Here is a 13,232-nt window from a genome sequence, read left to right on the forward strand (position 1 = left end):
TGACAGGCTCGAGCGCGACTTCGCGCCTCTGTATCACGTCACGAATTTGACGGACTCATCGAGAAACTTTGCCTGGTACAGATCCGATTGCGACCCGTGGGCGGTAAACAGGTCCGAGGTGTTTTTGTAATCGACGTTGGTGAATACCCTGACGTTGTGGCCCGTGCGGTTCTGCGCCGACCTGGCGTTCCGCCAGACGCAGAGGCCGCTGCCGGTTCCGCTTCCCCGGAACTCGTAGCACGTCGGCTGGGTCGGACCGAGATTGGGAATGTCGGCAACGGCGAAGTCGGACACCGCCCCGCCGGATACGCCCGTCGGGTAGTAGAACAGGCAGAACTCCCCGTCGTCGCAGTGGCCGTCCCGTGCCCCGGTTGCGTGGGCCGTACCGGCCAGGGGGACCGCCAACCCGACCACGGCGCCGACGACCGCCACCAGCCTGGCTGTCCTCGAGCCACCGGAGCGGCGCACCTTCGTGCTGGTTCCCATCTGGTCTCCCTCTCGTCAACGTGCTTTCTGACGACGGGAGCCTCGCAGTGCTTGCTGCAGCCGCACTGCAGTCTTACGGAAAGTAGCTGGTCGGAGGTACGCTCCAGCCAGGGAGGGGACGCTTGCATGCCCGTTGTTCGGTTCGGTGTGCTCGGGCCGGTCGCCGGCTGGCGGGGGACGGACGCCGTCGAGATGAGTTCCGGCAAGTGCCTCCGGGTGCTCGGGATACTGCTGCTGCACGCGAATCGCCGGGTGGAGCGCGAGGAGATCATCGAGGGCGTCTGGGGCGGGAATCCGCCGAGGAGCGCGGTGAACCTCGTCCAGAAGTACGTCGGCGACGTGCGCCGGTCGCTGGTGCTGGACGACGGCTCGCTGCAGACCGTGGGCACCGGGTACCTGCTGCGCGTGACCGCCGACCAGCTCGACAGTGCCCAGTTCACCTCCGCGGTCATCCGGGCGCGGGAGAAGAAGAGCACTGGTGACCTGGCCGCGGCCAGGCAGCACCTCGCCGGCGCGATGGCGCTGTGGCGCGGCCCTGCATTCACCGGTATCGACACCCCCGCGGCAGCCACCGAACGGGCTTGGCTGGACGACTACCGCTCCGGCGCGCTGGAGGACCTCGCCGAGCTCGACCTGCTGCGCGGGGACCTCGCCGTGGCGATCCCCGGGCTGTCCCGGCTCGCGGCTGAGCACCCGTACCGCGAACGCGTGCGTGAGCTGCTGATGGTTGCGCTCTACCGCAGCGGACGCCAAGGGGACGCCCTCGCCGTGTTCGACGAGATCCGGCGGCTGCTGGCCGACGAGCTCGGCGCCAGTCCCGGGCAAGGTCTGCAACGCGTGCACGCCCAGATCCTGGGCGCGGACCCCGCGCTCGGCTCAACCCCGGTGCAGGAAATCCGGCCGAGCGCGTCGCCACCCGCGGCACGCCGCAATTGCCTTCCTCGCGACCTCCCGTACTTCGCGGGGCGACACGACGAGCTCGCCAGGTTGACGGTGTCGGCTGCCGATCGGGCCACCGTCCACACGGTGGACGGGATGGCGGGCGTCGGCAAGACCGCGTTCGCCGTCCACGCCGGTCACCTGCTGGCCGACCGGTTCCCGGACGGTGCGCCCTTCGTCGATCTGCAGGGGCACAGTGCGGGGAAGACACCGCTGACCGTCGAAGAGATCCTGAACGTCCTCCTGGGACAGCTCGGCGTCACCCCGGCCGGGGACGCCCGGGCACAGTGGCGGGCGAAGACCGCGGCGCTGCGGCTCCTGGTCGTCTTCGACAACGCTGTCGACGAGACCCAGGTGGCGCCGCTGCTGCCGAGCGGGCCCAGCCTGGTGATCGTGACCAGCCGCGCGAGACTGCTGGAACTGGCCGGGGCGCGGCCGCTGTCGCTGGCCGTCTTGGGGGAGGCCGAGGCCGAGGCGTTCTTCACCCACTTGGTGGGCGCCGACCGCGCGGGCGCCGAGCCCGAGGCGGTGGCGCAGATCGTCCGGCTGTGCGCCGGCTTGCCGCTCGCGCTCCGGCTGTCCGGGGCAAGGCTGGCGCACCGCACGACCTGGCCGGTCGCGCACCTGTCCGCGCAGCTGGCCCGGGCGCGCCGCCGGCTGCCGAAGCTGTTCGCCGACCGCGAGGTGGCATTGGCGTTCCGCATGTCGCACGAGCAGCTGTCTCCGGTCGAACAGCAGCTGTTCTCCGCACTGGGCCGACACCCCGGCGCCGACGCGGACACCGCCGTGCTGGCGGCGATGATCGGCTTGCCGGCCGGACCGGCCGACGAAGCCCTGCAGCGGCTGGTCGACGTCCACCTGGCCGAGGAGCCGGCGCCCGGCCGGTACCGGCAGCACGACTTGCTGCGGCAGTACGCCCGCGGCATGTCGGACGACCCGGGCATGACCGAGAAGATGCTCGACCACTACCTGACGGCCATCACGGAGGCGGCGGCCTGCATCGAGGAGAACAGCTCAGGGGCGGGAGCCGCGCGGGTCTGGCTGCTGGCCGAGCGCGCCAACGTCTTGGCGGCGACCCGCTGCGCCGCGGCCGAAGGGCAGGGCGGCTACGCGTGGCAGCTGGCGATCTCCCTCTGGCACGTCCTGGGCCGCGACCTCGCCGGTGACTCGATCGAACTGCTCGAGCACGGTCTCGCGGCCGCGCGCGAGACGGCCGAGGGCGGTGAGGACCTGCTGCGCACCCTGCTGGCGCTGGCCCACTGGTCCGCCGGCCACACCGCCCGCGCCCACGACCTGCTGACCACGTCGGCCATGCAGCGGGAGAAGAGCGAATCGCACGCACACACCCTCGCCTTGCTCGCGTTGATGCACCTGCACCGCGGTGCGCACGCCCAAGCCGCGCAAGACGCGCAGGCGGCTTTCGACGAGCTCGGCGAGCTGGCCGAGTTGTCCCCGCTCGGCATCGACGCCAAGATCATCACGCACTGGACCCGAGGCGTCGTCCAGTGGCTGGAAGGCTCGCCCGAGACGGCGCTGGCCCACCTGCGGTCGGCCTACGCGCTCTGCGGCGACCTGGGTCAGCTCAGCCCGAATGACCACGTGCTCACGGCGCTGGCGCGCTGCCTCATCGAGCTGAGCGCCGCCGACGAAGCCCTCGACCACCTCCGCCGGGCCTGCGAACTTCGCCGGCGGATCGGGGATCGGGACGGGGAAGCGGAAGTATGGACCCTCATCGGAGCAGCGCACCGAGCGATGGGGGATGCCGGCACCGCCCTGAAATCCCAGCGGACGGCCATGGCCCTGCTCGACGACGGTTCTCGGCTGCGGGTTTGCGCTCGCCTCGAGTTCGGCCGCACCCTGGCCGCCCTCGGGGACGGAACCGAAGCTGTCCGGCAGCACGAGCTCGCCCTCGCCATCGCGGTGCGAGGGGGGCACCTCCGCGAACAGGCTCAAGCGCATGACGAACTTGCCCGTACCTACACGGGGAGTAGTCCTGGAGAGGCCCGGAAACACCGGCAAGCCGCTGCGGACCTGGCTGTCCGGCTTGGCCTGACGTGCCCGAAATCGCTTCCCCATCTTCGTCCCGCCGGCTGGTGAACACCTTCGCGAATGGCGATCGAGATTCGTATCGGCTAAACCGATCCTGCCTCCCGCGCGTGTGCGGTCATGGCTCCGCTTTCGGACCGCGACGGTAACAGGGAGAGAACCATGGTGAAGAACGGAACGACGGCGAAGAGCGGCACGAGGAAGGTCGCGACGGCCGTGGCCGCAGCCGCGTCGGTTACCGGGATGGTCTTCGCGGCGGCGCCCGCCACCGCCGCCGCTTACCCCACCAGCACCTTCACGATCAAGTACGGAGCAAGCTACTACAGTGGCACTGTCATCTGGCAAAACCGGTCGGTCGCTGTCACCGGAACGTTCAACGCCGTCGGGTGCCGGCGGGTGTACGCGATAGCGAAGTCGGACAACACTCAACTGGACTACCGAAGCTCCAGCACCCACTGCAACTCGACCGCGGCTGCGCCCTTTGCCCTCACCACGGACATCGCCGGCGGGGCCAACAACGTGGGGCTCTGGATGAGCACCGAAAACCCCAACGACATCCTCACGAGCGTCTACTGCTACCGCGGCGAGAGCGTCTGCTGACAGGTCTGCACGAGGCTGCGACGGCTCTGCCGCAGGCGCCCGGAGGCCACCGTCAGCGGATCGCGCCGTGCGGGAGGACGGCGTGCACGCCCCACGTCTCGTTGGCGACCTGGGTGATCCGCAGGTCGACGACCGGCGAGGCGAGCGCCAGGGCGGTCGGCCGGTCCAGGCCGTGCAGCCGCTGCAGCCAGGTCACCATGGTGGCCAGCGCGTCGGCCATGGCCTCGTTGAGGTCGGTGCCGAAGCCGAAGGTGATCCGGCCTTCCGGGGTTTCGGCGTGGATGCCCGGGACCGCCGCGCCGGTCGCGAGGGTGAGGGTCACCTCGGTGGTCATCGGGCACTCGATCGCCGTTCCGCCGACTTCGCCGTGGCCTTGCGCCGCGTGGCCGTCGCCCAGGTGCAGCAGGGCGCCCGGGACGGTCAGCGGCAGGAAGAGCGTCGACCCGGCGACGAGGTCCGGGCAGTCGAGGTTGCCGCCGCCGTCCGGCCGGGGCGGGATGGTCGGGTGCGGTCCCGGTTCGGCGGGCGGAACGCCGATGACGCCGAGGAAGGGCGTGACGGCGACGGTGTGGCCGAGGTCGCTGGTGGCGGTCTCGGGCCCGATGTCCCACGTCAGCCAGGCGCCGGGGCCGCCGGCCACCCCGAGCCGGCGGTTGAGCGCGTTGTCCTTCGTGCCCGCGGCGGTCCAGCCCCAGTCGCCGGGCGTGATCGACGTGAAGTGCACGCCCAGGACCATGCCGGGCTCGGCGCCGCGCACCGCGATCGGCCCGGTCAGGCAGTGGCCGCGCCGGTCCGGGAACATCGTGGGGCCCGGCACCCGCCGGTCCAGGTAGCCGGCGGCGTCGAGCGAGCCGACCACGACGGAGTCACCCGGGTCGACGGTGAGCACGGGCGGAGTGGCCCGGTCGAAGACGTCCACTGTGGACTCGCGGGTCGCGGGAAGCCGGTGCTCGGCCACGGGTTTCCTTTCCGGCGTCGGGTTCAGCGCAGCGCCGACCCGGCGGTCGGCACCAGCCGGATCGTGGCCGCCGGGTCGCTCGTCAGTGCCGAAACGGTGGCGGCCAGGGGCGCGCACCGGGGATCTTGGTGGACGTCGTCCAGGATACGTTCGCGGTCGGCGTCGTCTTCGAAGCGCCTGATCCAGACGACGGCGTCTTCGTCGCCGGCCACGGTGAACGAGCCCACCACCCGCATCCCGCGTTCCTGGTGCAGCGGGATGACGGTCTCGTCCAGGTAGCGGGCCAGTTCGGCGCCGCGGCCCGGCCGGGCGTGCTCGGTGCGGATCTCGTAGAACATCGGCGGTGCTCCTCAGGTTCGGGGTGCGAGGCGGGCGGCGGCGAGGGCGTAGGCGTCCGGGGAGCCTTCCCACGGCGCGGTGCGCACCACGGTCCAGTGCTCGATGAGCCACTGCCCGTCGAGCTTGCGCAGCTTGAGGTCCCAGCGGCCGCGCATCGTGCAGTGGTCGACGACGCCGGGATCGGCGGGAACGTGGTGGTAGGCGACCACGTGCGCGCGGCAGGTGGCCTCGTCGCCGGTCTGCCGCACGAGGAGGTCGGTGGCGGCGTGGTGGGTGCAGTCGAACCCGGCCAGGGTCGTGCGGGCCAGCTCGACCAGGTCGGCGGCGGTCACGGTGGTCGGCGGCCTGCCGTGGTAATGGGTCGACAGGTCCAGCGTCACCTGCCCGGCGAACAGCCGCCGCAGGGTGATCCAGTCCTGGTCGTCCTGGGCGTGGGCCAGGCCGGCGACGACGTCGGCGATGGCCGCCCGGTCGGCCGGTTCCGGCAACGCGTTCATGCTCGGTCCTCCTCGGACGTGGGGCGTTCGATCACCGGCAGGATCAGCCGGCTGGGGTGTGCGGGTCCGTGGAGGACGTGGTTGACGGCGACCACCACGGCGTCCGCGTCGTCGGTGGCGATCGTCGCGCCGGTGTTGGTGTTGCGGTCGTAGCGGGGGAAGTTGCTGCTGGAGACTTCGAGCCGGATGCGGTGGCCTGGCCGGAAGACGTTCGCGGTGACGCCCAGGTCGAGGGTGAGTTCGGCGACCGTGCCCGGCGCCAGGAGCGCGGGTTCGGTGAGCGACTCGCGGTAGCGGACGCGCTGGAGGCCTTCGCAGAGCAGGATCGCCCGGCCGTCGGGGTGGACGTCGACGAGCTTGCCGGTGAAGTCGGTGTCCGGTGTGGACGAGCGGATGTGCAGCACGAGGGTGATGTGGCCGGTGACTTCGACGGGCCGCTGGAGAACCGGGGTGGTGAAGCACAGGACGTCCGCGCGCGTTTCGATCGCGGCCTGGTCGGCCGGTCCGGGGTAGGTGCCCGGCGCGGCGGCGAGCACGGTGCCGCCCAGGCTGGGGACCGGGTCGCGCGGGTCGTAGCGGAAGGTGTCGGTCGCGTCCTCGGCCGGGGCGTCGAGGGTCAGGACGCCGTCGCCGGCCGCGGTGCCGGCCCGGCCGCCGCCGTCGAGGAAGAAGCCGGTGTACCGGGTGTCCGGCAAGGGCCAGTCCGGCTCGTCGCGCCACTCGTCGGCGCCCATCACGAAGAGCCGGACCCGGTGGGTGTCGTCGGGGAGGCCGGGCCGGCCGCGGACCCAGCGGTCGAAGAACCGCAGGTGCGCTTCGGTGATGCCGGCGGTCTTGATGCTGCCGGCGAGCCCGAACGACCGGTCGGGGTAGGTGCCGAGGTCGGTCCCGTCGGGGTGGGACCAGGGGCCGATGACCAGCCGCTGGCCGTCGCGGGCGGCGGCGCTGCCGCCGCGGTGGCGCAGCATCGTGTACGACCGGACGGTTTCGCCGATGAACACGTCGTACCACCCGCCGATGTGGAGGGCCGGCACGGTGATCCGTTCGCCGTGGTCGATGGCGGCGATCTCCCGCCAGAAGGCATCGCGTTCCGGGTGGTCGAGCACCTGGCCGAGCCAGGGCAGGGAGCGGGTCACCGCGGCGCGGCCGGCGATCGGCAGCGGTTCGTGCAGCGATCGCGGTTCGGACAGGCCGGCCAGCAGCGCTGCGGCGTCGGCGGGGTCACCGCGGCCGTCGCCGAGTCCGCGCCGCAGGTTGCGGAGGGCCGAGAGGGTGCCCCAGGTCAGGACGGCGTCCTGGGACAACGCGCCGCCGGGGGAGCGCCACGGTGCCGCGTACGGGTCGGCCGAGGTCATCACCGGCGCGATCGCCCGCAGTGCCGGGACGTCGTGCACCGCGGCCTGCCACTGGCTGAAACCCAGGTAGGACCCGCCCCACATGCCGACCGCGCCGTCGCACCACGGCTGCGCGGCCAGCCAGCCGAGGGTGTCGACGGTGTCCGGGCCTTCGTGGGTGTGCGGCACGAACGTGCCGGGGGAGCGGGAGGTGCCCCGGACGTCCTGCGCCACCACGGCGTAACCGGCTTCGACGAGGGCGAACACGTCGGGGAGCTTCGGATTGCCGTACAGCCCGGCGTCGTCCTTGCCGTAGGGCGTGCGGACCAGCAACGCCGGGAACGGGCCGGGCCCGTCCGGGAGCCACACGTTGGTGGCGAGCGCGGCGCCGTCACGCATCGGCACCGGCACGTCCACCTCCACGGTGAAGCTCATGCGGTCACCGGGTTCCCGGCCGGGGTGATCATCCAGTGGCTGAACGCGGCGTAGTGCCGCGCGAACCCCTGCGGCGTGGCGGCGTGCTCCACCGCCGCCGACAGCTCCGCGACCCGGGCGTACCGCGGGATCCGGTCCGCCTCGTAGGCGGCCAGCGCGGCGATCACGTCGCCGGTGGGGGAAAGCAGGCGGCCGAGCAGCGCGGCGTCCTCGATGCCCAGCGTCGCGCCGGCCGTGACGTGCGGCGACATCGCGTGGGCCGCGTCCCCGGCGAGCACGACGCGTCCGGACGCCCAGTGCGGCAACGGCGGCACGAGCATGATCCGGTTGTGCAGGATCCGGTCCTCGGGCGTGGCGCGGATGAGCTCGGCGAGGACGCCGCCGTGCTCACTCTCGTCCAGGTGCGCGGCCCGGGCCAGGGCCTGCTCCTGGAGGGTGCCGGTCGGTTCCGGTGCGTCGAACTGGTTCACCAGCCAGTACACGCCGCCGTCGTGGGTGCGCAGGTACCCGCCGCGGCAGCGGTGGCCGCCCAGGATCAGCCGGTTCTCGGTCAGTGCGAGGCCCGGATCCGGGAGCACCGCGCGCCAGGCGTGGTGCCCGGGGTGTTCCTGCGCCGACGTCCCCGGCACCAGCTGCGCGCGGACCGCCGAGTACGCGCCGTCCGCCCCGACGAGTACGTCGGCGGCCTCCTCGCTGCCATCGGTCAACCGGACCGTGACGTGGTCCGCGTGCTCTTCGTACGCGGCGAACCCGGTGGCGAGGCGGATGTTGTCCCGGCCGACGGCGCCGGCGAGCAGATCGTTGAGCTTCGCCCGGTGCACCAGCAGGAACCGGTGATCCTCGACCCCGAATTCCGGGGTCTCCAGCAGCCGCCCGGCCGGGTCGTGGAAGGACATCTCGCTGGGCTTGCCGATCGCGCGCACCCGCTCGCCGACGCCGAGGGCGTCGAACACGGCCAGCGCGTTGGCCCACAACCCCAGTCCGGCCCCGGCCGCGCGGAGCTCCGGCGCGCGTTCGTGGACCACCACGTCGATTCCCTTGCGGCGCAACGCGATTCCGGTCGTCAGGCCCACGACCCCGCCACCGATCACCACAGCTCGCATCGCGGTCCTCCTTCGTCGTTCGCCATGACGCTAGGGACGGCACCCGGTTAACTCCAGTGCAACCTTGGTACGGAGTAATTCCACCTGCGATAATCGGCGGGATGGACCACGACCTGAACCTCATCGAGGCGCTGGACGCCCTGCTCACCGAGAGCAGCGTGACGAAAGCGGCGGCGCGCCTGCACACCTCGGCGCCGGCGATGAGCCGCACCCTCGCCCGGCTGCGGCGCGCGTTCGACGATCCGCTGCTCGTCCGGGCCGGCCGCGATCTCGTGCCGACCCCCCGGGCGCTGGAGCTGCGCAGTGAGGTGCACGCGGTCGCGACCCGGGCCCGCGCGCTGTTCACCCCCTCGACCGCGGCCGACCCGCGGGCCGCGGTGCGCATGTTCGACCTGCAGGTCGCCGACGTGCTGTCCACGACGTTCATCCCGGCCCTCATCGACGACCTGCGGAGCCAGGCGCCGGGGATCTCCCTGCGGCTGCGGCCGGAAAACCTCGAGGACACCCCGGCGCTGCGCGAAGGACTCGTGGACCTGGAGATCGGGACGCTCCGCCCGGGCGACCCCGAGATCCACTCGGAAACGCTCGTCACCGAAACGCTGGTCGGCGCGATCCGGCCGGAGCACCCGCTGGCGAACGCGAAGTCCGTCACCCCCGAGAGGTTCGCCGCGGCGGACCACATCGTCGTCTCGCGCCGGGGCCGGGCCCACGGCCCGATCGACGAGCGGCTGGCCGAGCTGGGCCTGAGCCGCCGGGTGATCGCCGTGCTGCCGAGCTTCGCGGGCGCGCTGCACCTGGCCCGGGGAACCGACGTCGTCTGCGTCACGCCCGCCCGGCTGGGCCGCTCGATGCTGGAGACGCTGGGGCTGCGGACGTTCCCGATTCCCGTGGTGTTGCCGGAGGTGGTGCTCGGCATGGCCTGGCACCCCCGCAACCACCACGACCGGACACACGCACTGCTGCGGGAGCGCACCCGCCGGATCATGGCCCAAGCCGCGGGCCTGCCGTGATCGTTTTCGAGGAACGACGAAGGAGTGGTACCGATGAATGGTACCGCCATTTCGGCGAGCCGATTTTTCGGAAATCGGACATAAAACGATCTTGACGAATTTCTGTGAGCCGTTGGAATTGCGTCCGAACGGCCGTCGAAGCGCCGATGCGTAAATGCATACACTGCGCTCGAAGTGTTCAGGTGCTTCGTCGAACTGGAGGATGCCATGCAAACTGTGGATTCCACGGCCGTGCTGGAAGGCTGGCTGTCGGGTTCGGAATCGGTACACGGCCTGGCGAACCCCGCCGGCCCGCTCTACGTCGGCGGGAACGCCGCCGAGGCCGCGCTGGTCGACCCGACCGACATGCTGTACGCGTTCTGTTCCAGCCCGACCGGCTCCCACGGCAGCTGGTGCTGCTGACGAGATCGATTATCGGTACGCGCCCGCCATTCCCTCGCGGGAGTGCGCGGGCGCACTCGGAGCGGATCAGGCGGAGGCCGGCGTGCTCGATGCAGTGGACAACGAAACCCTCCCGTTCGGCGGCCCGGTGGAACGGCTCGCCCGGCCGTGGCGGACCACGCTGGCGGGCGAGCTCGACGCGATTCCCGGCCTGGCTCCGGACGAGCGTGACCTGGTCCTGGCGGCCGGGAGCGAGGCGCTGGTCCAGTCCTTGCACGCGAAGCTGTCCCGGGTGTTCCTCATCGAGCTGCACGCGCGGCGGCTGGCCGCCGGCGCGGCCGGAGACGGCGAAATCTGGGCGGACTACGTCGAAGAAGCGACGCGCGAGGGCTACCTGACGAGCATCGAAGGGCGCTACCCGGTCCTGCCGCGACGAGTCGAGCGGGTGGCGCGGGCGTCCGTGGCCGCCGTCGCCGGCTTCGCCGCCCGGCTGGTGGCCGACCGCCCGGCCTTCGACGAGCCGCTGCGCGGACCGCTGAAGGCGGTCGTGTTCGGGCGGGGTGACACGCACCGGGGCGGCCTGACCGTCAGCCGGGTCGACGTCGGGGCCGGGACGATCATGTACAAGCCGCGGAACTCGGCGATCGACGTGGCGCTCGCGGCGCTGATCGAGGACGTCTACGCACAGTTCCCCGGCGCGCCGGGGAACTGTGCCGAGCGGATCCGGGTGCCGCGGGTGCTGCCGCGCGACGGCTACGGGTGGGCCGACTACGTCGAGCCGCGGTACTGCGCCGACGAGCGGGAGCTGGGCGTCTTCTACCGCAACATCGGCCACTGGCTGGCCGTCCTGCGGCTGTGCGGCGGCACCGACATGCACGCGGAGAACATGATCGCGGCGGGTCCGGTGCCGGTCGTCGTCGACGCCGAGACGTTGTTCGACGCACCCGCGGAGTTCCCGGCCAGCGGGCAGGGCGACGCCGTGGACGTCGCGACCGCGTCGATCCGCCGGACGGTCCTGCGCACCGGCCTGCTCCCGGTGCGCGGCACGGGATACGCGCTGGGCGGGGTGGACATCTCCGGGATCGGCGCGCTGCCCGGGCAGCAGCCCCGCATCCCGGCGCCGGTGATCGCCGGCGCGGGCACGGCCGCCGCGCGCCTTCAGGTCGACCTCGTCGACGTGCCGGCCGCGGGCAACCGCCCCAGCCCGAAGCCGGTGCTGCACGCCCACTGGGACCGCGTGCTCGAAGGCTTCCGGGAGATGACCGCGCACCTGCACCGCCTCGACACGTCTCCCGCCGGAGACGTGCACCGCCTGCTCCGGCACTTCGACGGCGTCGAAGCCCGCCGGATCCTGCGGCCGACGCAGGCCTACGTCGACATCGGCCGGATGCTGTGGCACCCGGCGTCCCTGCACGACGAAGCGGCCGCGATCGAACGCGGGCGGGACATCCTGCTCCGCAACGCGCAGGTCCTGCACGGCGCGCCCCAGGACCGGCCGACCATCGACGCGGAGATCGCCGACCTGCTGGCCGGGGACGTCCCGTTGTTCAGCTTCACCGTCGACGACGCGGCGATCGCGGCGTCGGTGGCCGACTGGCGCGGGGCGGACCTGCCGTTCGAGGAGTCGATCATCCAGGACGCCCTCGTCGGCGCCTACCTCAACGAACGCACCCTGCCGTCGCGCCGCCAGTACCCGGCGCACGAGCCGCACGGCCGGGACCGGGACCGCCGGCGGCGGGCCTTGGCCGCGCGGCTGGTCCGGCAGCTGTGCGACGGCGGGGTGCGCGGCGCGGACGGCACGGTCACCTGGATCAGCCCGGTGTTCACCCCGGCGGGCTGGTCGATCCGCGTCCTGCCCGCCGACCTGTACACCGGCCAGGGCGGGGTGGTGCTCACGCTGGCCGAATACCTGGCCGAGGTGCGCGCCGGCCGCGCCGACGAGGTCGCCGGGGTGCAGGAGTGCTTCGACGGGGCGCTGAGGGTGCTGATGAGCGTCGAGGAGCTGACCGAGACGCCGTCGGCCGGGGCGTTCAGCGGTGCGGCGTCGCAGGTGTGGACGTGGCTCGCGCTGCACCGCGCGCTGGGCTGGGACTGGCTGCCGGAGCGGGCGGCCGAGCGGGCCGGGCTGTTCACCGACGGCCGCATGATCGCCGAGGACCGCGAGGTCGACCTGCTCAACGGCGTCGCGGGCGCCGCGGTGCCGCTGCTCGGCCTCGCCGCAACCGGCCGGCCGGAGTGGCTGCCGGTGGCCGCGTCGGTCGGGAACCGCCTGGTGGGACTGGCCGTGCACGAGGACTACGGGGCACGCTGGCCCACCCGGCTCAACCCCGAGGGCATCGGCGGCTTCGCCCACGGCGCAACCGGCATCGGCTGGACCCTGATGCGCCTCGCGCTCAGCGACGCCGGGACGGCGGCGGAACGGGCCACCTGGCGGGAGCTGGCGGAGCGGGCGTTCGCCTACCAGGAATGGCTGTACCGCCCGGAGCAGGGCAACTGGTTCGACGCGCGCATCGGCAGTGAAGAGGACTTCTTCACCAGCTGGTGCCACGGCAGCGCCGGCATCGGGCTGGCGGCGCTCGACCTGCACCACCGCACCGGCGAGGGGCGGTGGCTGGAGATGGCGGGCCGCGCCGCCCGCGCGAGCGCCGCCGAAGGCTTCGGCTGGAGCCACACGCTGTGCCACGGAGACATGGGCATGTGGGAGATGCTCGACGCGATAAGGCAGGCCGAGCCGTCCTGGGACGGCCCGCACCGCGACGAGATCGACGCGGAGCTCCTGACCGGCCTGGAGCAGCGCGGCCCGGTCGGTGGCCTGGCCCGTGAGGCGTTCTCACCCAGCCTGATGTCCGGGTTGGCCGGGGTGGTGCACGGGCTGCTCCGCATGCATCCCGAGCAGCGCCTGCCGTCCCCGCTCCTGCTGGACTAGGACTGGCTCTCACCCGAGGGGGTGACCGCCGGATGCCCGGAACCGGCAGGGGCTCGCGGCGACGTCATGACCCGGAACGGGGCAGCCGGATCGCCGGGAGCTCACCCTTCGGCGATCCGGCTCCGGTTTCGCGGCCATTTACCTGTAACCCGGCGGCCGGCAATGGCGACTTCGATGA

General features: G+C 72.3%; 11 protein-coding genes. 5 read left to right on the forward strand and 6 right to left on the reverse strand.

Going from position 1 to position 13,232, the window contains the following annotated elements:
- Positions 1-33: 33 nt before the first annotated feature.
- Positions 34-486, reverse strand: coding sequence for a peptidase inhibitor family I36 protein (locus tag AB0F52_RS14405; protein WP_360169688.1), 453 nt, complete (start codon positions 484-486; stop codon positions 34-36).
- Between the two features lie 126 nt (positions 487-612).
- Here AB0F52_RS14405 and AB0F52_RS14410 point away from each other — a divergent pair, with 126 nt between their 5' ends.
- Positions 613-3,522, forward strand: a complete 2,910-nt coding sequence (locus tag AB0F52_RS14410) for a BTAD domain-containing putative transcriptional regulator (protein WP_360169691.1) — start codon at positions 613-615, stop codon at positions 3,520-3,522.
- A gap of 111 nt (positions 3,523-3,633) precedes the next feature.
- On the forward strand, positions 3,634-4,071 hold the full coding sequence (locus AB0F52_RS14415) for a hypothetical protein (RefSeq protein WP_360169694.1): 438 nt from the start codon (positions 3,634-3,636) through the stop codon (positions 4,069-4,071).
- Between the two features lie 52 nt (positions 4,072-4,123).
- Here the strand turns inward: AB0F52_RS14415 and AB0F52_RS14420 are convergent, their stop codons facing one another.
- Genes AB0F52_RS14420 through AB0F52_RS14440 form a run of 5 tightly spaced genes read right to left on the reverse strand, consistent with a single transcriptional unit; the run spans position 4,124 to position 8,737 of the window.
- The gene (locus AB0F52_RS14420; protein WP_360169697.1) at positions 4,124-5,029 is read right to left on the reverse strand and encodes an acetamidase/formamidase family protein; all 906 of its coding nucleotides are present in this window, start codon (positions 5,027-5,029) and stop codon (positions 4,124-4,126) included.
- Positions 5,030-5,052: 23 nt separating this feature from the next.
- Entirely contained in the window at positions 5,053-5,367 is a 315-nt protein-coding gene (locus AB0F52_RS14425; protein WP_360169700.1) for an NIPSNAP family protein, read from the reverse strand.
- Positions 5,368-5,379: 12 nt separating this feature from the next.
- Positions 5,380-5,865 carry a nuclear transport factor 2 family protein gene (locus tag AB0F52_RS14430; RefSeq protein ID WP_360169703.1) on the reverse strand — a complete coding sequence of 162 codons (486 nt, stop codon included), beginning with the start codon at positions 5,863-5,865 and terminating at the stop codon, positions 5,380-5,382.
- A complete protein-coding gene (locus AB0F52_RS14435) occupies positions 5,862-7,634 on the reverse strand; it encodes a CocE/NonD family hydrolase (protein ID WP_360169706.1) in 1,773 nt (590 codons plus the stop codon). The genes AB0F52_RS14430 and AB0F52_RS14435 overlap by 4 nt, the downstream gene beginning before the upstream one ends.
- On the reverse strand, positions 7,631-8,737 hold the full coding sequence (locus tag AB0F52_RS14440; protein ID WP_360169709.1) for an FAD-dependent monooxygenase: 1,107 nt from the start codon (positions 8,735-8,737) through the stop codon (positions 7,631-7,633). The genes AB0F52_RS14435 and AB0F52_RS14440 overlap by 4 nt, the downstream gene beginning before the upstream one ends.
- Positions 8,738-8,838: 101 nt before the next feature.
- Here AB0F52_RS14440 and AB0F52_RS14445 point away from each other — a divergent pair, with 101 nt between their 5' ends.
- The 3 genes from AB0F52_RS14445 (at position 8,839) to AB0F52_RS14455 (ending at position 13,054) form a co-directional block, all read left to right on the forward strand.
- Complete coding sequence (locus AB0F52_RS14445; RefSeq protein WP_360169712.1) at positions 8,839-9,747, forward strand: LysR family transcriptional regulator; 909 nt, start codon at positions 8,839-8,841, stop codon at positions 9,745-9,747.
- Positions 9,748-9,954: 207 nt separating this feature from the next.
- On the forward strand, positions 9,955-10,149 hold the full coding sequence (locus AB0F52_RS14450; protein ID WP_230468333.1) for a DUF6229 family protein: 195 nt from the start codon (positions 9,955-9,957) through the stop codon (positions 10,147-10,149).
- Between the two features lie 82 nt (positions 10,150-10,231).
- The gene (locus AB0F52_RS14455) at positions 10,232-13,054 is read left to right on the forward strand and encodes a type 2 lanthipeptide synthetase LanM family protein (RefSeq protein WP_360169715.1); all 2,823 of its coding nucleotides are present in this window, start codon (positions 10,232-10,234) and stop codon (positions 13,052-13,054) included.
- The last annotated feature ends 178 nt before the right edge of the window (positions 13,055-13,232 follow it).

This window comes from Amycolatopsis sp. NPDC024027 (assembly GCF_040638975.1).
GTDB lineage: Bacteria > Actinomycetota > Actinomycetes > Mycobacteriales > Pseudonocardiaceae > Amycolatopsis.